The organism is Sphingomonas endophytica (genome assembly GCF_001476895.1).
In the GTDB taxonomy this organism is placed as follows: Bacteria; Pseudomonadota; Alphaproteobacteria; order Sphingomonadales; family Sphingomonadaceae; genus Sphingomonas; species Sphingomonas endophytica_A.
In genome coordinates this window covers 59,606-81,493 of record NZ_LDTB01000011.1, presented here as the reverse complement: position 1 = coordinate 81,493, position 21,888 = coordinate 59,606, and the positions used below count along the sequence as shown (strand labels likewise).

18 protein-coding genes and 1 pseudogene are annotated in these 21,888 nt (G+C 68.6%); 7 read left to right on the top strand and 12 right to left on the bottom strand.

All coding sequences use genetic code 11. The features are described 5' to 3' along the window. The 9 genes and pseudogenes from NS334_RS05525 to NS334_RS05485 all read right to left on the bottom strand — a co-directional run. Window positions 1-258: pseudogene (locus NS334_RS05525) on the bottom strand (cell envelope biogenesis protein TolA); the annotation flags it as partial. After that, window positions 259-690, bottom strand: a complete 432-nt coding sequence (tolR, locus tag NS334_RS05520; RefSeq protein ID WP_058754972.1) for a protein TolR — start codon at window positions 688-690, stop codon at window positions 259-261. Further along, window positions 690-1,382: a protein TolQ gene (gene tolQ, locus NS334_RS05515; protein ID WP_058754971.1), complete on the bottom strand. Its 693-nt coding sequence runs from the start codon at window positions 1,380-1,382 to the stop codon at window positions 690-692. The genes tolR and tolQ overlap by 1 nt, the downstream gene beginning before the upstream one ends. Then, window positions 1,379-1,840: a tol-pal system-associated acyl-CoA thioesterase gene (gene ybgC, locus NS334_RS05510; RefSeq protein ID WP_058754970.1), complete on the bottom strand. Its 462-nt coding sequence runs from the start codon at window positions 1,838-1,840 to the stop codon at window positions 1,379-1,381. Before ybgC ends, tolQ begins: the two co-directional genes overlap by 4 nt. A gap of 165 nt (window positions 1,841-2,005) precedes the next feature. After that, a complete protein-coding gene (locus NS334_RS05505; RefSeq protein WP_058754969.1) occupies window positions 2,006-3,055 on the bottom strand; it encodes a PLP-dependent cysteine synthase family protein in 1,050 nt (349 codons plus the stop codon). Further along, window positions 3,052-3,534 carry an asparaginase domain-containing protein gene (locus tag NS334_RS05500; protein ID WP_058754968.1) on the bottom strand — a complete coding sequence of 161 codons (483 nt, stop codon included), beginning with the start codon at window positions 3,532-3,534 and terminating at the stop codon, window positions 3,052-3,054. The genes NS334_RS05505 and NS334_RS05500 overlap by 4 nt, the downstream gene beginning before the upstream one ends. Continuing rightward, complete coding sequence (locus tag NS334_RS05495) at window positions 3,531-5,567, bottom strand: M3 family metallopeptidase (protein ID WP_058754967.1); 2,037 nt, start codon at window positions 5,565-5,567, stop codon at window positions 3,531-3,533. Before NS334_RS05495 ends, NS334_RS05500 begins: the two co-directional genes overlap by 4 nt. Window positions 5,568-5,649: 82 nt before the next feature. Further along, window positions 5,650-6,936, bottom strand: coding sequence for an MFS transporter (locus tag NS334_RS05490; protein ID WP_058754966.1), 1,287 nt, complete (start codon window positions 6,934-6,936; stop codon window positions 5,650-5,652). 23 nt (window positions 6,937-6,959) lie between these two features. Next, complete coding sequence (locus NS334_RS05485) at window positions 6,960-8,495, bottom strand: alginate export family protein (protein WP_058754965.1); 1,536 nt, start codon at window positions 8,493-8,495, stop codon at window positions 6,960-6,962. A 195-nt stretch (window positions 8,496-8,690) separates the two neighbouring features. On the opposite strand from NS334_RS05485, the gene NS334_RS05480 reads away from it, so the two are divergent. From NS334_RS05480 to NS334_RS05470, 3 genes are read left to right on the top strand one after another with little or no spacing between them, the layout of a single operon-like run. After that, window positions 8,691-10,421 (top strand): sensor histidine kinase, encoded by a 1,731-nt coding sequence (locus NS334_RS05480; RefSeq protein WP_058754964.1) that lies wholly within the window; start codon window positions 8,691-8,693, stop codon window positions 10,419-10,421. Continuing rightward, the gene (locus NS334_RS05475; RefSeq protein WP_058754963.1) at window positions 10,418-11,749 is read left to right on the top strand and encodes a sigma-54-dependent transcriptional regulator; all 1,332 of its coding nucleotides are present in this window, start codon (window positions 10,418-10,420) and stop codon (window positions 11,747-11,749) included. The genes NS334_RS05480 and NS334_RS05475 overlap by 4 nt, the downstream gene beginning before the upstream one ends. A 5-nt stretch (window positions 11,750-11,754) precedes the next feature. Next, the gene (locus NS334_RS05470) at window positions 11,755-12,702 is read left to right on the top strand and encodes a M48 family metallopeptidase (protein ID WP_241491823.1); all 948 of its coding nucleotides are present in this window, start codon (window positions 11,755-11,757) and stop codon (window positions 12,700-12,702) included. A gap of 209 nt (window positions 12,703-12,911) precedes the next feature. Here the strand turns inward: NS334_RS05470 and hemA are convergent, their stop codons facing one another. Both hemA and murI read right to left on the bottom strand, forming a co-directional pair. Then, window positions 12,912-14,156, bottom strand: coding sequence for a 5-aminolevulinate synthase (hemA, locus tag NS334_RS05465; RefSeq protein ID WP_058754961.1), 1,245 nt, complete (start codon window positions 14,154-14,156; stop codon window positions 12,912-12,914). Between the two features lie 237 nt (window positions 14,157-14,393). Continuing rightward, window positions 14,394-15,182: a glutamate racemase gene (gene murI, locus NS334_RS05460; RefSeq protein ID WP_058754960.1), complete on the bottom strand. Its 789-nt coding sequence runs from the start codon at window positions 15,180-15,182 to the stop codon at window positions 14,394-14,396. 97 nt (window positions 15,183-15,279) lie between these two features. On the opposite strand from murI, the gene plsY reads away from it, so the two are divergent. The 4 genes from plsY to NS334_RS05440 all read left to right on the top strand — a co-directional run bounded on the left by plsY (window position 15,280) and on the right by NS334_RS05440 (window position 20,268). After that, window positions 15,280-15,912 (top strand): glycerol-3-phosphate 1-O-acyltransferase PlsY, encoded by a 633-nt coding sequence (gene plsY, locus NS334_RS05455; RefSeq protein ID WP_193753007.1) that lies wholly within the window; start codon window positions 15,280-15,282, stop codon window positions 15,910-15,912. Continuing rightward, window positions 15,884-16,981, top strand: a complete 1,098-nt coding sequence (dprA, locus tag NS334_RS05450) for a DNA-processing protein DprA (RefSeq protein ID WP_058754959.1) — start codon at window positions 15,884-15,886, stop codon at window positions 16,979-16,981. Before plsY ends, dprA begins: the two co-directional genes overlap by 29 nt. A 294-nt stretch (window positions 16,982-17,275) precedes the next feature. Beyond that, window positions 17,276-19,855, top strand: a complete 2,580-nt coding sequence (gene topA, locus NS334_RS05445; RefSeq protein ID WP_058754958.1) for a type I DNA topoisomerase — start codon at window positions 17,276-17,278, stop codon at window positions 19,853-19,855. A gap of 29 nt (window positions 19,856-19,884) precedes the next feature. Next, window positions 19,885-20,268, top strand: coding sequence for a hypothetical protein (locus tag NS334_RS05440; protein ID WP_153002604.1), 384 nt, complete (start codon window positions 19,885-19,887; stop codon window positions 20,266-20,268). A 323-nt stretch (window positions 20,269-20,591) separates the two neighbouring features. On the opposite strand, the gene NS334_RS05435 is transcribed toward NS334_RS05440, so the two are convergent. Continuing rightward, window positions 20,592-21,872, bottom strand: coding sequence for a glycoside hydrolase family 130 protein (locus tag NS334_RS05435; RefSeq protein ID WP_058754956.1), 1,281 nt, complete (start codon window positions 21,870-21,872; stop codon window positions 20,592-20,594). Window positions 21,873-21,888 lie beyond the last annotated feature (16 nt).

Here is a 21,888-nt window from a genome sequence, read left to right as displayed (position 1 = left end):
GGGCTGCTGCGGTGCCTCGGCGGGGGGCGGCGCTTCCTCCGGCTCGCCGACGTCGGGGGCGACCGCCTGCGACGGCGCTTCGGTCTGCTGCGGCGCGGCGGCCTCCAGCGCGACGTCCTTGACCAGGCTGACCTCGACCGGGTTCTGCTTCAGCTTGACCGGATTGGGGGTGGCGAGGAAGCCGACCGAGAGCACGCCGAACAGCAGGACGTGTCCCGCAACGGCCAGCCCCAGCCCGATCTTCTCACCGCGCTCCACTTACTCCTCGCCCACCGTCACCAGCGCGACGCGGTTCAGCCCCGCGCGGTTCAGCTCGCCCATCACGCGCATCACGCGGCCGTAATCCAGCCCGCGATCGGCGCGCAGGAACACCTGCGGCGGCTGATCGCCCTTCGCCGCGTCGGCGATCGCGGTCAGGCGCGCCGGGAGCGCGTCGGGCGCGACCTCCTCCTTGGCGATGAACAGACGGCCCTGTTCGTCGAGCGATATCTCCACCGGCTGCACTTCCTGATCCAGCGGCTTGGCGCGGCTGTCGGGCAGGTTCACCGGCACGCCCTGCGTCAACAGCGGCGCCGTCACCATGAAGATGATGAGCAGCACCAGCATCACGTCGACGAGCGGCGTGACGTTGATCTCCGCCATCGGCGCGCGCCGTCCCTTCCCCCGCGCGGAGGGCAGATGCATCGCCATCAGCGTTCGCCGTCGAGCTGCCGCGAGAGCGTCGCGTGGAAACCATCGGCAAAGCGGTTCAGCCGCGCCTCGATGCGGTTGATCGAATGGCTGAAGCGATTGTAGGCGATGACCGCCGGGATCGCCGCGAACAGGCCGATCGCGGTCGCGAACAGCGCCTCGGCGATGCCCGGCGCCACGACCGACAGGCTGGTGTTCTGCTGACTGGCGATCGCGGTGAAGCTGCGCATGATGCCCCAGACGGTGCCGAACAGCCCCACGAACGGCGCGACCGACCCGACCGTCGCCAGCACGTTGAGCCGGTCGGACAGCTGGTCGATCTCCTTGGCGACCGCCGATCCCATCACGGTCGCCAGCCGGTCGCGCGTGCCGTCGCGGTCGATCTTGTTGCCCGCGGTCGAGCGCCGCCATTCGGTGACGCCGGCGTTCAGGACGCGCGCGGACGGCAGGTCGGTATGCGTCTGCGACTTGTAGAAGGCGTCGATATCGTCGGCCTTCCAGAAATCGCGCTCGAACGCCTCGGTGCGGGTGCGCGTCCGGCCCAGCTTCAGCCAGAAGCCGATGATGATCGCCCAGGTCCAGATGCTGGCGAACAGCAGCCCCAGCATCACCGCCTTCACCACCCAGTCGGCCTGAAGGAACAGCGCGATCGGCGACAGCGTGGCCGCGTCGGTCTGCAAAATCGGATTCACGGCGTAACTTCCCCCAATGCGGCGAGACGGCGGAACGTGTCGATCCAGTGCGCGGGCTGGCGGCGCGGGCGACCGTCGGGGCCGACCAGCGCCGCCGTCACCTGCGCGTCGGTCAGCAATTCCGCGCCGCGCCTGACTGTCTGATGAATGACGACGCTGGCCGCGCGGATCGACGTGACGCGGCTCTCGATCAGCAGCGCGTCGTCCAGCTTCGCGGGCGCGCGATACTTGATGGCAAGGTCGGCGATCGCATAGGCGCCGCCCCCGCCCTCGAAATGCGCGCGCTGGTCGATCCCGGCGACCCGCAGCATGTCGGAGCGCGCCCGTTCCATGAAGCGCAGGTAATTGGCGTGATAGACGACGCCCGACAGGTCGGTGTCCTCGAAATAGACGCGCAGCGCGAAGAGGTGCGAGCCTCCCTCGAAACGTCCCTGCGCGGGTTGATCCACCGCCGTCATGGCCGGGCTGTTAACCGATGGCGTCCGCAGGGGAAAGCGCGAAAGGGAAGAGGTTGATATGGATGGGGATTGTCGGGGAGCATTCGTCATTGCGAGCGGAGCGAAGCAATCCAGGGCGTCGTGCGCGTGGCCTTGGATTGCTTCGCTTCGCTCGCAATGACGGCGTCAGGTGAGCAACGCCCCGATCTCCGCCTCGGCGCGCTCCCACGCCAGCCCGCTGTCCGCCAGCCACGCCTCGTCATGATAGGTGCAGCCGTAGCGATCGCCGCCGTCGCACAGCAGCGTCACGATGCTCCCGCGCTCGCCACGCGCCGCCATCTCGCGGATCAGCCGCGCGCACGCCCACAGGTTCGTCCCCGTCGAGCCACCGACGCGCCGCCCCAGCACCCGCCCCAGCGCGCGCATCGCGCCCAGGCTGTCGCCGTCCTCGACCGCGATCATCCGGTCGATCACGCCGGGCACGAAGCTCGGCTCGACGCGCGGACGCCCGATCCCCTCGATCCGCGACGCGCATCCCTCGGGCAACGCCACCGCCGCGCGGTCGGCATAATGGCGGTGGAAGATCGAATTGACCGGGTCCGCCACGCACAATCGCGTCGCGTGGCGGCGATAGCGGATGAAGCGCCCGATCGTCGCCGAGGTGCCCCCCGTGCCCGCGCCGCAGACGATCCACGACGGAACCGGATGCTCCTCCTCCGCCATCTGCGCGAAGATGCTCTCGGCAATGTTGTTGTTGCCGCGCCAGTCGGTCGCGCGCTCGGCATAGGTGAACTGGTCGAGGTAATGCCCGCCCGTCTCCGCCGCGAGGGCGTTGGCGACGTCATAGACGGTGCGCGGATCGTCGACGGCGTGGATCTCGCCCCCGTGGAAGCGGATCGCGTCGAGCTTCGGCGCGGCGGTCGCGGCCGGGACGACCGCGATGAAGCGCAGTCCCAGCATCTTCGCGAAATACGCCTCGCTGACCGCGGTCGACCCCGACGACGCCTCGATCACGCACGTATCCGGGCCGATCCGTTCGTTGCAGAGCGCATAGAGGAACAGCGAGCGCGCGAGGCGGTGCTTGAGGCTGCCGGTCGGGTGGCTGCTTTCGTCCTTCAGATACAAATGGATGCCGTCATGATGCGGCAGGTCGACCTGGATCAGATGGGTATCGGCGCTGCGGTTGTAATCCGCCTCGATCCGGCGGATCGCCTCGGCCAGCCAGCCCCGTGTCATGCCGCGACGAAGCTGTTGATCGAGCGATCCTTGCGCACCTTGGTCCCGTCGAAGATCGTGCCGTTCATCGCGATCCACACGCCGGGTCCGGCGACCTGCGCGGTGGCGAAGGCCATGCCGAGGTTGAAGGTGGCGTCGCTGTCGGCGAAGCGCGCCGGGGCCAGCGCGCCGACGAGGACGATCGTCTTGTCCGTCTTCCCCGCCAGCGCCTTCGCCGTCTCGGTCATCGTATCGGTGCCATGGGTGATGACGATGCGCTCTTCCGGCGCGTCGGCCACGGCTTGCGCGACCATCGCGCGGTCGTCGTCGGTCAACTCCAGGCTGTCCTTGCGAAGCAGCTCCTGCACGCGGAACGGCAGCGCGACGCGCGCGGTCCTGAGCAGCCGTTCGACCACGCTGTCGCCGATCTGATATTCGCTCAGCGCGTCGAAATAGAGCTTGTCGATCGTCCCGCCGGTGGTGAGGATCAGCACGCTCATCGCGCCTCCTCCAGCAGGCCGTGGCGGACCAGCATCGCGACCGGATCGGCATCGCGGCCCCGGAACGCCCGGAAGCTCTCCGCCGCAGGACGGGTCGCGCCGCGCGCCAGCACTTCCTCGCGCAGCGCGGTGCCGGTCGCGCGGTCGATCAGCCCGTTCTCGGCGAAGCGGCCGAAGCCATCGGCGGCCAGCACCTCGGCCCAGAGATAGCTGTAGTAGCCCGACGCATAACCGCCTGCGAAAATGTGGCTGAACGCATGCGGGAAGCGGTGCCATTCCGGCGGGCGCAGCACCGACACCTCGTCGCGCACCGCGTCGATCACCTCCATCGGATCGCTGCCCATCGTGCCGAGGTGGAGCAGCAGGTCGAACAGCGCGAACTCCAGCTGGCGGACGATGAACATCCCCGACTGGAACCGGCGCGCCGCGACCATCCTGTCGAACAATTCGGGCGGCAGCGGCGCGCCCGTTTCGTGATGCCCCGACATCGCGGTCAGGATCGCGCGATCCCAGGCGAAATCCTCCATCAACTGGCTGGGAAGCTCGACCGCGTCCCATTCGAACCCGCTGGTCCCGGCGATCGACGGACGGTCGACGCGCGTGAACAGGTGGTGGAGGCAGTGCCCCGTTTCGTGGAGCAGCGTCACCACGTCGTTGTGGCTGAGCAGCGACGGCTGATCCGCGCCCTTGGGCGCGAAGTTGCAGACCAGATAGGCGACCGGCACGCGGACGTTGTTGCCATCGCGGAGACGCGGCCGCGCCTGCGCCATCCACGCCCCGCCGCGCTTGCCGGGACGCGCGTGGAGATCGAGGTAGAGGCCCGCGAACACCTCGCCGCTGTCGTCGGCGACGTCGTAATAACAGGCGTCATCATGGTAGAGCGCCACGTCGTCGCGAGGCTTCAGCGTCAGCCCGAACAACTGCCCCAGCAGCGACTGCCAGCCGGCGGTGACACGCTCGACCGGAAAATAGCCGCGCACTTCCTGCTCATCGACCGCATAGCGCGCCTGCCGCAGCCGGTTGGCGGCGAAGCCCGCGTCCCATGGTTGCAAATCGGCGATGCCGAGTTCTTCGGCAGCGAAGGCGCGCAACGCGTCGAGATCGCGCTGCGCCGCGGGCTTCGCGCGCTGCCCCAGATCGCGCAGGAAGGCGAGCACCTCGCCCGCGTTCGGCGCCATCTTCGTCTCCAGCGACAAGGCGACCGGATCGGTGAAGCCGAGCAGCGTCGCCGCCTCGCGCCGCAATTCCAGGATGCGCGCGATGCGCGGGCCGTTGTCATATTCGCCCGCGTTCGGCCCCTGATCCGACGCCCGCGTGCCGAACGCGCGATAGACGTCGGCGCGCAGGTCGCGATCCTCGGCGAAGGTCAGGACGGCATTGACGCTCGGCATCTGCAGCGTGACCAGCCAGCCGTCGAGCCCCTTGGCCTGCGCGGCGGCGGCGAACATCGCCTTGTCGGGGGCGGAGAGGCCGGCGAGGCGCGCCTCGTCGGTGATATGGAGCGTCCAGGCGTCGGTCGCGTCCAGCACCGCGCTGCCGAACTCGGTCGACAGCGACGACAGTTCCACCGACACCTCGGCGAAGCGCGCGCGCTTCTCGTCGTCGAGCGCCACGCCCGCGAGCCGGAAGTCGCGGACGGCATGTTCGACCGCGACGCGGTCGGCCTGCGGCAGATCGGCGAAGCCGGACGACGCCTCCAGCGCGGTCAGCACGTCATAGAGATCGCGGTTCTGCGCGACGGCCATGAAATGCGCGACCAGCTTTTCCTGCCCGGCGGCATGTGCGGCGCGCAGCTCGGGCGTGTCCGCCACGCCGCGCAGATGCGACACCGCCGACCAGAGCGCATCGACGCCCGCCTCGGCACGCTCCAGCGGCAGCCAGGCAGTCTCAAAGGTGGTCGGACGGTCGCGGACGACCGCCTCCACCGCCTCGGCATGGCGCGCCAGCGCGGCGTCGAGCGCGGGCGCGATCGCCTCCGGCGTCAGCGCGGTGAAATCGGGAAGGACGAGCGGGTCGAGCAGCGTGTCGGTCATGATCGGGATGTAGCGATGCGGGGCGGCGAGGGAAACCACCGCCGCTTCACCCCTCCCCCGCAGGGGAGGGGCTTGGCGAGGATCAATCCTCGCTGATCAGGCTGTTCCGCCCGGTATCGCGCATCCGCAGGTACACCAGCAACGAGATGCCGATCATCACCGTGACATACCAGTAGAAGCCCTGCTCCCACCCGTGCTTCTTGAAGCTGAGCGCGACATATTCAGCCGTCCCGCCGAAAATCGTATTGGCCAGCGCATAGGGCAAGGCGACGCCCAGCGCGCGGATATGCGCAGGGAACAGCTCGGCCTTCACCACGGCGTTGATCGAGGTATAGCCGGTGACGATGATCAGCGAAGCCATGACCAGCAGCCCCGCGGTCACCGGATCGCGCGTCCCCTCCAGCGCGGAGAAAATCGGATAGGTGAACAGCACGCCGGCGATGCCGAACGCGACCATCAGCGGCTTGCGCCCGATCCGGTCCGACAACCCGCCGGCGAGCGGCTGAAGCAGCATGAACACGAACAGGGTTACCGCGTTGATCTGCGTCGCGACTTCCTTCGAGAAGCCCGACGTGTTGACCAGGAACTTCTGCATGTAGATCGAATAGGCGTAGAAGGCGAGCGTACCGCCGGCCGTCAACAGCATCACCAGCCCCGTTTCGCGCGGGTGGTTCTTCAGCAGCGCCAGGAACCCCGACTTCGGTGCGTCATGCGCCTTGGCGTTCTTGAAGCTTTCGGTTTCGGCCAGACCGCGCCGCAGATAGAAGACGACCACCGCCAGCACCGCGCCGATCAGGAATGGAATGCGCCAGCCCCATGCCTCCAGCTCGGGCTTGTCCATCACCGACTGCAGGATCAGCAGCACCATGATCGCGAGCAACTGGCCAGAAATCAGCGTGACATACTGAAACGCGGAGAAGAAGCCGCGCCGCGACTTGCCGGCCATTTCGGACAGATAGGTCGCGCTGGCGCCATATTCGCCGCCCACCGACAGCCCCTGCATCAGCCGCGCGAGCACCAGCAGCGCGGGCGCGGCCAGCCCGATCGTCGTATAGCCCGGCGTACAGGCGATGATGAGCGAGCCTGCGCACATCAGCGTCACCGACAGCGTCAGCCCCGCCTTGCGTCCCTTGCGATCGGCATAGATACCCATGATCCAGGCGCCGATCGGGCGCATGACGAAGCCGACCGCGAAGACCGCCGCCGCGCTCAGCAATTGCGCGGTCTGATCGCCCGACGGGAAGAAGTGCGGCGCGAAATAGAGCGTGAACGCCGAATAGACATACCAGTCGAACCACTCGACCAGATTGCCGGTCGAACCGCCGATGATCGACTTCAACCGTAACGTGTTATCGGGCGCTCCCGCCATCCTACTCTTCTCCTCTGTTTTCGTTAGAAGCGGAAGCTGATCCAGCCCGCCAGGAAGTCCGAATCCCTGTACCCGGCTCGCGACAGTGCGTCCTTGACCATCATATGCTCATAGCGTCCCGTCAGCGAGATGCGCGGCGTCACGCTCCACACCGCCTGCGCGCGGATCAGGTCGGCGATATGCTTGCCCGCGACATTCTGCGTCCCGGCAAAGGCCGCACCCGATGCGCGATAAACCGCCTCGTCCTCGTTCGGACGATAGGCCATCGTATATTCGGCGGTGACGCGCAGGTTCTTGACAGGCTGCACGGTGATGTTCGGCGAGATCGCCAGGAGGTTCGTCGGCGTGAGGAACAGCTGATAGCTGTAGTAGATATTGTTGCCGTACAGGCCGCTGGGCGTGCGCAGATCGCCTTGTCCATCGGCCGCGCCACCGCCGCTGGCGTAATCGACATGGACACCGACGCGCGGCGCGTTGGGATTGGCGGCGATGCGCCAGGTTTGCGCCAGGAACGCCTGCCACGCGCTGATCGAGCGGTTGCCGAAGCTGCCGTCCTGATAGTTCACGGTCCAGTCGATCGTCGTGCGATCGATGTCGCCATACAGGTGCAGGCCATAGAACATCCGCTCCTCACGCGCGGTCGTCCGCCCCCAGGTCGCGCGATCGGTGCGCAGCCGCCAGACGAACGGATCGAAGAACAGCTTCGATTTGCCCAGGACATCATTTGGAACGACATAGCCGAAGGTCGCACCGCTGAAGCGGCGGGCGTGATCGGTGCGGTCGTCGCCGAGCCCCTGCTTGCCGTAATTGACGAAGTTGAAGTCGAACAGGTCGACCCGCACCCGCTTGCCCCGCACATAGCCGCGCACGCCGTCCAGCACGAAGTGCAGCGTCGGGTCGTCGCGCACCGCCAGGAGCAGGTTCGGGCCGTCCGAAAACTCCTGCCGCCCGCCGCGCACGCCCACCTCGGCACCGCCGATCGTGCCCTTCACCTCACCGAAACCCTGTTGCAGCGTGAGCTTGTTGCGCAGGTTCGCGTTCGGATTGCCCAGATTGATGCCCTGCAGCCCGGCGTGCGCGAGTTCCCCATAGACACGGACGTGATCGCCCAGGTGCAGGTCGGCCCCGGCGAAGATGCGGGTGCGATCCTGACGCTGCGCCTCGCGATCGCGCAGGTCGGGGTTGGTGGTTTCCTGCACGCGGTAGCGGAACTCGCCCGACAGCGTCAGGTACACGTCGCCGCTTTCGGTCAGCGGCAGGAACTTCAACCGGTCGAGCGGATCGTCGCGCTTCGCGGGATCGCGCATCCCGCGCCAGTCCTCGGCCCAGCGCGAGACGTTGTACTTGCCGGGGACGGTCCCCTCACCATTGCCGATCGCTGGATACCCCACGGCGGACGGGGTCGCGGGCGATTCCTTCGCGCCGGTCATCTGCGGCCCGACCGGATCGGCCGACGCCGTACCGGCCACCAGCATCGCCCCGCCCAGCAGCATGCTGCGACTCGCGATGCGTCGCACCCACCCCGATGGACGCAGTGCGCGATTGATTTCGTTGCTCATTCAGCCCTCTCTCGCCGTTTGCCTCGGCTTGCCCGCAGCATGGACCCGACCGACACACACCCCAAAAACCCCATGCCGCTTAGGCTAAATTGATGAATTTTCGGGTAACTTTTCCTGTCGGGCGCGTCGGAGATGCGCCGATCTGGCAAGAATTCGCGTGACGACGTTGCGGCAAATGCAATATCTTGCACGCTCATGAAGCCGTTGCGCATCCCGGTCCCGCTTGCCGTCGTGCTCACGATGCTGGCCGCGACAGGGCTCTTCTATCTGGCCGCCGCGCGCTGGGCGGAGCGGCGCGCCTTCGATCAGGCGCGGGACGAGGCGCTGCGTAGTGCCCGGCAACAGGCGCTGCTGCTCGACAGCGAGCTGGCGAAATACCGTCTGCTGCCGATCGTGCTGAGCGAATATGGCGACCTTCGCGACGCGCTGACCGGCGGGCCGGGCGGCGATGCGGCACGGCGGCTGGACCGTAAGCTGGCGCCGCTGGCGGCGCGAACCGGTGCGGCGGTCATCTATGCGATCGATGCGGGCGGCATGACCGTTTCGGCGTCCAATGCCGCGACCCCGAGCAGCTTCGTCGGGCACGACTATCGTTTCCGTCCCTATTTTACGATGGCGATGCGCAACGCGGCGTCGGAATATTTCGCGCTCGGCAACGTCAGCAAACGCCCGGGCCTGTTCATGGGGCGGCGTATCGATGGGCCGGACGGGCCGCTGGGCGTAGTGGTGGTCAAGGTCGAGTTCGATGCCGTGGCAAACGCCTGGGCGACCGATCCGGGCCTGACGCTGCTGATCGATGCCCGCGGGATCGTGCTGGCGGCGACCGATCCGCGCGAACGCCTCCGCACACTGAGACCGCTCTCCCCAGCCACCCGCGCGGGCATCCGCGCCAGCGGGCAGTTCGGGGAGGAGCCGCTGCCGCTCACCCATTTGCGCCCCGCCACCGATCGGCGGGTTGTGACCGTCTCGACCGCGCTGGGTGCGCCGGGCTGGCGGCTGGTGCGCGCGGTGCCGGTGACACGGGCGCTGCGCGACGCGGCCGGGCTGGCACGGCTGGCGACCGCGACCTTCGCGCTGGTGCTGACGCTCGCCGCCGCACTGCTGCTCTGGCGCGTGACGCGCGCGACGCGCGCGGCGGCGGTGCGCACGCAGCTTCAGCAAGCGGTTACGGAGCGCACCGCCGCGCTCCAGGCCGAGATGGAGCGCCGCGCCGAGGCCGATCGACGCTTTCGCGCCGCGCGCGAGGAACTGGCGCAAGCCAATCGCCTCGCCTCGCTCGGCTCGATCACCGCCGGCCTCGCGCATGAGATCAACCAGCCGGTGGCGACGATCCGGACGCTCGCCGAGAACGCGGTCCATCATCTCGACGGACAAAGGCTCGACCGTGTGCGCGCCGCGCTGGACAACAGCATCGCGCTGACCGGGCGGATCGGGTCGATCACGCAGGAGATGCGGCGCTTCGCGCGGCGCGGCACCGGCACGATCGAGCCGATCCAGCTGGACGCGGTGATGGAGGGAACGCGGCTGCTGATCGGCGACCGGCTGCGGGCGGAGGGGGTCACGCTGGACTGGCCGGCGCCGGGCCTGCCGAAGGTCGTCGCCGGCCGCGTGCGGTTGGAACAGGTGCTCGTCAATCTGGTCAACAACGCCATCGATGCGGTCGCCGGCCGCCCCGATCCGCACATCGTACTGCTGGTGGAAGAGGAAGGACCATGGGTGAGGTTGATCGTGGCGGATAACGGCGACGGCATCGATCCGGCGCTCGGCGACGAGGTGTTCAGCCCGTTCGTGACCGGCAAGCCGGATGGACTGGGCCTCGGGCTGGGGATCGCTCGCGATATCATGACGGAGTTCGACGGGACGTTGCAGATCCTGCCCTCCCCACTGGGCGGGGCGGCGTTCGCGGCGACGGTGCGACGCGCATGAGCGACACGCCGGATCCGACGCCATCGGGCACGCTGCGCGTCCTGCTGATCGACGACGACGACGGGCTGCGCACCGCGCTGGCCGACAGTTTCGCGATCGCCGGGATCGATGTCGAACCGTTCGCCGACGCGCGCGCCGCCGTCGCGCAGATCGGCGCCGACTTCCCCGGTATCGTGGTCAGCGACATCCGGATGCCGAAGATGGACGGCCATGCCGTCGCCGAGGCGGTCGCGGCGCGCGACCCCGACCTGCCGGTGATCCTGATGACCGGGCACGGCGATATCGCCACCGCCGTGGGGGCGTTGAAGCGCGGCGCGTGGGACTTCATCGCCAAGCCGTTCGCCGCCGACCATCTGATCGCCAGCGTGCGTCGCGCGCTGGAGATGCGGCGCATGGTGCTCGAAAATCGCCGGTTGCGGATCGCGGCGGCGGAGGCGGAGACACATTATCCGCTGATCGGCGACACGCCCGTGATGGTGCGACTGCGCGAGACGATCCGTCAGCTTGCCGATGTCGATGTCGATGTCCTGGTGGAAGGGGAAACCGGCACCGGCAAGGAGCTGGTCGCGCTGTTGCTCCATCGCTGGAGCCACCGTCGCGCGCGGCAGCTCGTGGCCGTCGATTGCGCCGCGCTCCCGGACGCGGTCGCCGACGAGGCGCTGTTCGGGAGCCGTGCTCAACCCGGGCGGATCGCGGACGCCGATCGCGGCACGCTGTTCCTCGACGAGATCGACAGCATGTCGCCGGCGTTGCAGGGCAAGCTGCTGCGCGTCGTCGAGGAACGCGAGCTGCCGCAGCCCGGCGGGCCGCCGCGCATCGTCAACCTGCGCATCGTCGCCGCCGCGAAGACCGAACTGACCACCGCCGTGGCGGAGGGACGGTTTCGCGCCGACCTGCTCTACCGGCTGGAGACGGTACGCTTGCGTATCCCTCCGCTACGCGAACGTCGCGCGGACGTGCCGCTGCTCTTCGCCTGTTTCCTGGGCGAGGCCGCGGAGCGGTTCGGTCGACCGCGCCCGATGATCGACGCGGCCGTCGAGGCGCGGCTCGTCAGCGACGACTGGACCGGCAACGTGCGCGAACTGCGCAACTTCGCGGCGCGCGTCGTGCTGGGCGTCGACGGCGGCGTGGTCGATGTGGCGGATCAGTTACCTTTGTCGGAACGCGTCGATCGATTCGAGGCGGCGACGATCCGCGCCACGCTGGAACGGGTACGCGGCGATGTCGGCGCCGCGGCCGCGGAGTTGCAACTGCCGCGCCGCAGCCTCTACGACCGGCTACAGCGGCACGGGATCGAGCCCGCCAGCTTCCGCCAACGCGAGTCGTGATGCGCATGTTCTTCCGTCTGTTTGCCCTGGCGCTGCTCGCGCTGATCGCGGTGCCGGTCCAGGCCGCGCCATCGCTGCTGGAGGTCGATCAACGGCTGGCGGCGATCGCCTGGCGACTGACCACCGCCAACGCGCCCCTGTGCCGCGACCGGCAGCCGGTGATCGGCGCGACGCTCCACGCCGCCGATCAATATCCACGCACGCTACGCGACGCCTTCGCGGCGCCGGTCGCGATCGAACTGGTCGTGCCGGACGCCCCGGCGGCGCAAGCCGGGGTCGCGGCGAACGACGGATTGCTCGCCATCGACGGCCGTGCGCTGCCCGCCCCGACGATGAGCGACGGCACGACCAGTGCGACGCGCGATGCGGCGCAGGCGGCGATCGCGGCCCTGCCGGTCGATGCGCCGATCGCGCTGACGCTGCGCCACGACGGCGCGACGCGCGTGGTGACGGTATCGCCACGGCCAGGCTGTCGCGTCGAGTTCGAGGTGTTGACCGGCAGCAAGCTGGGTGCGTCGTCGGACGGGCGCGTGGTGCAGGTCGGCGGCGCGCTGTTCGAGCGGTTCGGCGACGACCAGATCGCGGTCGTGGTCGCGCACGAACTGGCGCATGCGATTCTCCGCCACCGCGCCCGGCTGGAGGCTGCGGGCGTCAAATGGGGGCTGCTCGCCGAATTCGGTCGGAATGCGCGACTGTTCCGCCAGACCGAAACCGAGGCGGACCTGCTCGGCGCCTATCTGCTGCGCAATGCCGGCTGGGATCCGCAACTCGCGGTGCGCTTCTGGCGTGACTACGGCAGCCGCATCGACGGCGGCATGTTCCACAGCCGCACCCACCCCTCGGCGCGGGATCGCGCAAAGGCGATCGCGGCGGAACTGGCGACGATGCCGCCGGACGCGACGACGCCGTACTTCCCGCCGCTGCTGGCGAAACGGGACGCGGCGTTGCAATAGCGAAGACTGCGGCGGAGCCGCGGAACGGCGAGACGCCTCCGAAAGGCACTTCGCCTGCCGCGCTCACCGCTTCATCGCGGACGGATTGCAGACCCCTGCGACCGTCGGTTTTCCCACGCCGTTCGACACGTCACCCCGGCGAGTCCGGCATGATCGAGCGATCTTCGCGGAGGTTCGGAACGGTGGGACGTCCGTAAAGCCGTCGCGGTTCACGCCGCCAGCCGCAACTCCAGCCGGTCCCAGATCTCGACCAGCGCATCGGTCAGTTCGCGCATCATCGCCTCGCTATGCGCAGGCCCCGGCGTGAAGCGCAGCCGCTCCGCTCCGCGTGGCACGGTCGGGTAATTGATCGGCTGCACGTACACGCCATATTCGGCGAGCAGGATGTCGCTGATCTTCTTGGCCTTCACCGGATCCCCGACCATCACCGGCACGATATGCGTCTCGCCCGCCATCACCGGCAGCCCGGCGTCCGCCAGCAGGCCCTTCAGCGTCCGCGCCGCCGCCTGCTGTCCGTCGCGCTCGGCGCTCGACTGCTTCAGATGCCGCACGCTCGCCAGCACGCCCGCGACCAGCACCGGCGACAGCGATGTCGTGAAGATGAACCCCGGCGCATAGGATCGGATCACGTCGACGATCGTGCGATCCGCCGCGATATAACCGCCCATCACCCCGAACGCCTTGCCCAGCGTCCCCTCGATGATCGTCAGCCGGTCCGCGACCCCGTCGCGCTCCGAAATGCCGCCGCCGCGTGGGCCGTACATGCCGACCGCGTGGACTTCATCCAGATAGGTAAGCGCGTTATACTTGTCCGCCAGGTCGCAGATCGCCGCTACCGGCGCGACGTCGCCTTCCATCGAATAGACGCTCTCGAACGCGATCAGCTTCGGCACCGCCGCGTCGTCGGCGGCCAGCAATTCCTCGAGATGCGCCAGATCGTTGTGGCGGAACACGCGCTTCTCGCACCCGGAGTTGCGGATGCCCGCGATCATGGAGGCGTGGTTCAGCTCGTCCGAGTAGATGATGCACCCCGGCAGCACCCGTGCCAGCGTCGACAGCGTCGCCTCGTTCGAGACATAGCCGGAGGTAAACAGCAGTGCGGCCTGCTTGCCGTGCAGATCGGCGAGTTCGCCTTCGAGATCGACGTGGTAATGCGTGTTGCCGCCGATGTTGCGGGTACCGCCCGAACCGGCGCCGACATCGTGCAGCGCCTCTTCCATCGCCGCGATCACCTTCGGATGCTGGCCCATCGCGAGATAGTCGTTCGAGCACCAGACGGTGATGGGCTTCGGCCCGTTATGCCCGGCGAAGCAGCGCGCATTGGGGAACATCCCCTTGTTGCGGAGGATGTCGATGAACACGCGGTATCGACCCTCGGCATGCAGCCGGTCGATCGCCTGGGTGAACACGCGCGAGTAATCCACGCCGCGCGCCTCGATGCTCTCCGTCGTCATGGTGCTTGCGATTACCCCGTGTCGGCCGCGAAGACCAGCGCAGAACCGCATTCTCTATGATCGAAAAAGGTGGACAAATTGCCCTACCCGCCGGTCGGGTCGAGCCGTCACCCCCTTCCTTACCCGTTACCCCCGGCGAAGCCCGAGTCCAGTCGGGAAGGCGCCTTCACCTCCGTCCCGTCGCCGGCCCCCGGCCTTCGCCGGGGTAACGGTCATGGGCGGGATAAAGGCGCGTCCCTACAGCGCCTCGACTCGCGCGAAGCGCAGCGCCGCCGCCAGCCGCCGTTCCGCCTCCCCCAGCCGCGTGAACACCAGCACGTCCCGCGGCACCCCCGCCGGCCATTCCTGCCCCTCGGTCAGGAACGCGATCCGCCGCGCGATTCCGGGGCCACCGTCCACGAAGCGCAACCCCGGCGGCGCGACCGCCGCCAATTCCGCCTCCAGCAGCGGGAAGTGCGTACAGGCGTTGACGATCACGTCCAGCCGCGCGCCGTGTTCCTGCGAGAACAACCCGTCCAGCTCCCGCCGCACCGCGCCCGCATCGGGCACGTCCCCCGCCAGCTTCGCCTCCGCCAGCGTCACCAGCGCCGCCGATCCGTGGCGCAGCACGATACAGTCGCCCGCAAACCGCGCCGCCAGATCGTCGACATAGGGTTGCCGCACCGTCGCCTCGGTCCCCAGCACGCCGATCACCCGCGTTCGACTTAGCAACGCGGCCGGCTTGATCGCCGGCACGGTCCCCACCACCGGCACGTCCAGCGCCGCCCGCACCGCCGGCAGCGCGATCGTCGAGGCGGTGTTGCAGGCGATCACTACCAGACGCGGCCGATAGCGTTCCACCAGCCGGCCGAGCAGCGCCGGCACGCGCGCGGCGATTTCCGCCTCGCTGCGCGTGCCATAGGGAAAGCCCGCCGAATCGGCGGCGTAGACGATCGGGGCGCCGGGCAGCAAAGCCCGTGTCGGCGCGACCACCGACAGCCCGCCGACGCCGGAATCGAAGAACAGGATCGGTGCGGTGTCGCTCACCCCGCGCGCTTACGCCGGAACGGTGCGATCGGGCAACGCTGCCCGGTGGCGTACCCGAAATGTTTCGGCTACAGCGAACGGCGAGGGGGATCACACGCTGCCGACCGCCATCATCTGGATACCGCCGCTTGCCGCGCTGTTGCTGGGCTATCCGCTCGGCGCGATTCCGTTCGGGGTGCTGCTGACGCGCATGACCGGCGCGGGCGACCTGCGACAGATCGGCTCGGGCAATATTGGCGCCACCAACGTGCTGCGCACCGGGCGAAAAGGGCTCGCGGCGGCGACCCTGCTGCTCGATCTCGCCAAGGGGCTGGTCGCGGTGCTGCTGGTCGCGTCGATCTGGCCGGGCGAGCAACCGCTGGCGGCGGCGGGCGCGCTGATCGGGCATTGCTACCCGGTCTGGCTGCGCTTTCGCGGCGGCAAGGGCGTGGCGACGCTGATGGGGGTGGCGCTGGGGCTGCACTGGCCGCTCGGCCTGGTCTTCGCGGTGATCTGGCTCGGACTGCTGGCGGCGATCCGCATCTCGTCGCTGGCCGGAATGGCGGCGGCGATCAGCACGCCGGTCACGGCGGCGGTGCTCGGCGAGTTCGACGTCGTGCCGCTGCTGATGGCGCTCGCGGCGATCGTCCTCTGGAAGCACCGCGCGAACATCACCCGACTGGTCGACGGCACCGAGCCGCGCGTCGGCCGCTCGAAGAGCGATGCGGCAGGCGACGCGGCGGGTGGATGATACGGTTGCGCGGCTGCGGCTGATCCGCACGCCGACGATCGGCCCGGTCAGCTACCGGCAGCTGCTGTCGCGCTTCGGCACGGCGGCGGCGGCGCTGGAGGCGCTGCCGATGCTGGCGCGACGCGGCGGCGGGCGCGTCCCCGAACCACCGCCGGTCGCGGCGGTCGCACGCGAATGCGCGCTGGTCGAGCGGATCGGTGCCCGCCTGCTGTTCCTCGGCGACCACGATTATCCCGCCTTGCTCGCCGAAATTGACAACGCGCCGCCGGTGCTGACCGTGCGCGGCGACCTGTCGCTGACGCGGCGCACGCCCGTGGCCTTGGTCGGCGCGCGCAACGCCTCGGCGGCGGCGTGCCGCTTCGCGCGCAGCCTCGCGCACGATCTGGCGGCAGAGGGCGCCAGCGTCGTCTCCGGGCTCGCGCGCGGCATCGACACCGCCGCCCACGAGGGTGCAGGCGCGGCCACGATCGCGGTGATCGCGGGCGGGATCGACGTCGCCTACCCGCCCGAAAACGCTGCGCTTCAGGAACGCATCGCCAGCGACGGCCTGCTGATCGCCGAGATGCCCCCCGGCACCGAGCCGCGCGCACGCCACTTCCCGCACCGCAACCGTATCATCGCCGGGCTGGGGCTGGGGACGTTGGTGGTCGAGGCCGCGCCCAAGTCCGGCTCGCTCATCACGGCGCGGCTGGCGGGCGAGCAGGGGCGCGAGGTGATGGCGATCCCCGGGCACCCGTCCGACCCGCGCGCCCAGGGCTGCAACACGTTGATCCGCGATGGCGCGATCCTGATCCAGACCGCCGCCGACGTGCTGGAACAACTGCGCCCCATCGACGCCCGCGCCGCCGTCCGCGCCCCCGCCAGCGGCTGGGGCGCCCCACCGCCCGAGGACGCCAGCGACGCCGACCGCGCGCGCCTGTCGGACCTGCTGGGACCAGTCCCGGTTGCGATCGACGAACTGGTCCGCCAGTCCGGCTGCGTCCCCGCCGTCGTGCAGATGGTGCTGCTGGAACTCGAACTCGCCGGGCGGCTCGAACGCCACGCGGGCGGGCGGGTGAGCCAGTGCTGAGCGATACCAGGCGACCGCGTTGGTGCGGGCGGAGGATATGGGCTCGCGCAGAGGCGCGGAGACGCGGAGGTGTCGTGATCGCGGCGACAGCCGCTCTCCATTGTCGGCCAGATGACGGGAGGGTGCGCTGCCGCGCACGACACACCTCCGCGTCTCCGCGCCTCTGCGCGAACCCATTCGACCTCTCAACCCGCGATCCGGACGAGGATCGCCCAAGGTCGCGCCACCCTTGACGCCCCCCGCCGACCCCCGCCACCCTCGCGCGTACACGTAAGGCTACCCACCTAAAGGCATATGCAGCTCGTCATCGTCGAATCGCCGGCCAAGGCCAAAACCATCGAGAAGTATCTCGGTTCGGATTATCGCGTCCTCGCCAGCTACGGTCACGTCCGCGACCTGCCGCCGCGCGACGGGTCGGTGAATCCCGATGAGGGGTTCGCGATGGAATGGGAAAATTACGCCGACAAGGCCAAGCAGCTGAAGGCGATCGCCGACGCGGCGAAGACCGCCGACCGCCTGATCCTCGCCACCGACCCCGATCGCGAGGGTGAGGCGATTTCGTGGCACGTGCAGGAGGTGCTGGCCAAGCGCAAGGCGCTGCCCAAGGACGTGCAGCGCGTCACCTTCAACGCGATCACGAAGCAGGCGGTGACGCAGGCGATGCAGGCGCCGCGCGACCTCGATACCGACCTGATCGACGCCTATCGGGCGCGACGCGCGCTGGACTATCTGGTCGGCTTCACGCTCTCGCCGGTCCTCTGGCGCAAGCTGCCCGGCGCGAAGTCGGCGGGGCGCGTGCAGTCGGTCGCGCTGCGGCTGATCGTCGATCGCGAGCGCGAGATCGAGGCGTTCCGCTCGCAGGAATATTGGTCGATCACCGCCGCCATGGAGCAGGACGGCACGCCGTTTTCCGCGCGGTTGGTGCAATGGCAGGGCAAGAAGCTCGACCGCCTGTCGATCGGGGCGGAGGGCGACGCGCTGAAGGCGAAGGCCGACGTCGAGAGCGGCAATTTCTCGGTCCAGTCGGTCGAGACCAAGCCCGCGACCCGCAACCCGCCGCCGCCGTTCACCACCTCGACTCTCCAGCAGGAGGCGGCGCGCAAGCTCGGCTTCTCCGCCGACCATACGATGCGGATCGCGCAGCAGCTCTACGAGGATGGCGCGATCACCTATATGCGGACCGACGGCGTGCAGATGGACGGCAGCGCCATCTCCGCCGCGCGCGCCGCGATCGCCGATCGCTATGACGGCGGCTATGTCCCCGACAAGCCGCGCCAGTATCAGACCAAGGCGAAGAACGCGCAGGAAGCGCACGAGGCGATCCGCCCGACCGATTTCGCGAAGGATCGCGTCGGCGGTGGCGACCATGCGCGCCTCTACGACCTGATCTGGAAGCGTGCGCTGGCGTCGCAGATGGCGTCGGCGCGGATGGAGCGGACGACGGTCGAGCTGGCCGACGGCACCGGGCGCAACGTGCTGCGCGCGACCGGGCAGGTCGTGCTCTTTCCCGGCTATCTCGCGCTCTACGAAGAAGGGCAGGACGACTCGCAGGACGAGGATGCCAAGCGCCTGCCCCGGATGCGCGAGGGCGATGCCCCGGCGAAGAAGGACGTCGTCGCCGAACAGCATTTCACCCAGCCGCCGCCGCGCTTCTCCGAAGCGTCGCTGGTCAAGCGGATGGAGGAGCTGGGGATCGGTCGCCCGTCGACCTATGCCTCGATCATCAAGACGCTCAAGGACCGCGCCTATGTGCGCGTCGAGAAGAACCGCTTCTTCGCCGAGGAGAGCGGGCGGCTGGTGACTGCGTTCCTCGAACGCTTCTTCGAGAAATACGTCGGCTTCGACTATACCGCCGGGCTGGAGGAGGAGTTGGACGACGTGTCCGGCGGCCGCGCGCAATGGCAGGCGGTGCTGGAGGCCTTCTGGCGCGATTTCAAGCCGCGCACCGCCGAGGTCATGGAGCAGAAGCCGAGCGAGGTCACGGCGGCGCTCGACCAGTTCCTCGCCCCCTTCCTGTTCCCGGAGAAGGCGGACGGCAGCGATCCGCGCCTGTGCCCGGCGTGCCATGCCGGCCAGCTGGCGCTGCGCGGCGGCAAGTTCGGCGCGTTCATCGCGTGCAGCAACTATCCCGACTGCAAGTTCACGCGTCGCTTCGCGCAAGGGGGCGATGCGGCGGCGGAGGACAGCGGGCCGGAGACGCTCGGGCAGGATCCCGACACCGGGCTGCCGGTCGAGCGCAAGAGCGGGCGGTTCGGCCCGTACATCCAGCTCGGCGAGGGCAAGGAGGCGAAGCGCGCGTCGATCCCGAAGGACATCGGCGAACTCGACCTGGAGATGGCGCTGCGTCTGCTGCACCTTCCGCGTACCATCGGGCAACATCCGGAGACGGGTCTCCCCATCACCGCCAGCATCGGACGCTATGGGCCGTACCTGTTGCACGACGGCAAATATGCGCGACTGTCGTCGACATCAGACGTGTTCGAAACCGGCATGAACGCCGCGGTCGTCAAGCTGGCCGAGGCTGCGGCCGGCGGGGGACGTCCCCCGCGTGGGGCCGCCCGCGCGCCGCTCAGGGTACTGGGCGCCCATCCGCGCACCGAGGCGGAGATCAAGCTGATGGAGGGGCGCTATGGTCCCTATGTCACCGACGGCACGACCAATGCGACGCTGCCCAAGACGATCGCCCCCGACCAGTTGACCCTGGAGGAAGCCGCGCAGCTGATCGACGATCGCGCGATGGCGGCCCCGGCGAAGGCCAAGAAGAAGGCCCCGGCCAAAAAGACCGCAGCGAAGAAACCGGCGGCGAAAAAGGCGCCAGCCAAGAAGGCTCCCGCAAAGAAGGCTCCCGCAAAGAAGGCGGCGGTCAAGGAATGACGAGCGGTCGCCCGGGCGCCGCCTAGTGGATGCGCCCGATCATCTCACCCGATCACCGAACAAGGAGGAAAGGCATGTATCGTCGTCTCATCATTTCAGCCGTGATGGCCAACGCGTTGCTGACGGGCGGCGCGCTTGCGCAAGGTAACGCTCCGGCCGGCTATAACGAGACGATGATCAATGCCGGCGGCGGGGCGGACGCTGTTGGCGTGATCTGCGAAAAGTCCACGCTCGCGCAGGCCAAGGCGCACCGCGCAAGCTTGCGCAAGTATATGGCGGGGCAAGGGGTGCCCGGGGCGGTGTTCGATACCAACTACGATCGCGGCTTCAACGAGGCGATGACCCGCGCCAAGGCGAACCCGGCGCAGGCTCGCGCCGCCTGCGCGCAACTGGCACGCGGCGCTCGTCCGTAGGGGAGACGGCGTGCGGGCGGCAGGTGCATAGTTGGCCGCCTGTTTCCGCAGCTTCGAGGGTCGGTCGAGCCGCGCGTGACGCTATCCGGAGCGGGCGCTGACGCCCCGGATAGGGCTAGGTCGACATGGGGAGCGTAGCGACGCCTTTCTGGGCGCGCAGATCCGTCGCTGGATCGCTGCGCGACGCTGGTGACGACGACGGAGTCGCAACCGCCGACGGCAAAGCCGCCAGCGTGACGTCGGTCGGGCTTTACCCGCCGGCCGGACCGGCCGCTGCGCTGCGCACATCGCCGCGGGCGTGGCCGCGGCTGGGGCCGGTCAGGTCACATCTTCGCCAACAGTTCCTTGATCGACACGAACGCGAAGCCGACCGAGCTGTCAGCGATGCCATAAGGCATGAACAGCTTGTCGCCGTGCTTCATCGCGCCGCACGTATAGACGACGTTCGGGACATAGCCCTCACGATCCTGGTCCGCCGCCGCCAGGATCGGTGAACGGGTACGACCGATCACCCGCGCGGGATTGTCCTTGTCGAGCAGGGCGGCGCCGATCGAATATTTCCGCATCGCCCCGACGCCGTGGGTCAGCAGCAGCCAGCCCTCGTCGATTTCGATCGGCGGGCCGCAGTTGCCGATCTGCACGAACTCCCACGGGAAGACGGGCTTCAGGATCAGCTCGCCATCGTCCCAGTGCGTCAGGTCGTCGGTCCGCAGCAGGTACAGGTTCTCGCCGTCCTGCCGTCCGATCGACATATACGCGCCGCCGACCTTGCGCGGGAACAGCGCGATGCCCTTATTGCGCGCGGCGCTACCGGTCATCGGGATCAGGTCGAACGCGCGAAAATCACGCGTCCGCAGCAGCTCGGACTGGATCGTCGCGCCGTTATAGGCGGTGTAGGTGCCCAGCCATTCGAAACTGCCGTCGTCATGCTGGAAGTGGACGAGGCGCAGATCCTCCAGCCCCTTCGACTGCGCATCGGTGATCGGGAAGATCACGGTGCCCGACAGCGTGCTGTCGCGGTGGCGATAGACCGTGACCGGACCGCTGGGCGGCGCTTCCTCGTCCGTGCCGGTCGCGTCGGTCGCGGTGGCGAAGGGCGGCTCCGGCGCGAGCTTCAGCTCATTGTCGCTGGTGATGATCCCTTCGCGGAACGCAACGGAGGAGATGTGCCCCTCGCCCACCGCGCGCAGGCTCATGACGATCCGCTGCGCGCCATCCTCCATCCCCGACTGATCGGGGTGCGGCACCGCGCTGGGGTTCATCAGCGCGGCGGCAGCATAGCTGTATTCATGGCAAAAATAGGCGCCGATCAGCTGCCGCTTCTCGTCGGAGATATGACTGCCGTCCAGACCGTGCGCCGCCGCGATCTCATCGTAGCGGGTCATGAACACGCGGCGGGTCTGCCAGTGGCGTGCCTCGAAGTCCTTCAGCACCAGTTCGAGCTGATCACGCGCCTCCTGCGGCGACATGTCCATGACTTCGCTGATCAGCCGCTGCGATCGGCTGACGCCGTTCGCATTGGCGATCCAGCCGATGTGGAAGGGCCGCACCACGACGCGCGACGGATCGGCATGCAGACGCAGCCGGTGGTTGAACAGCTCCAAGGACCAGCCTCGTCTA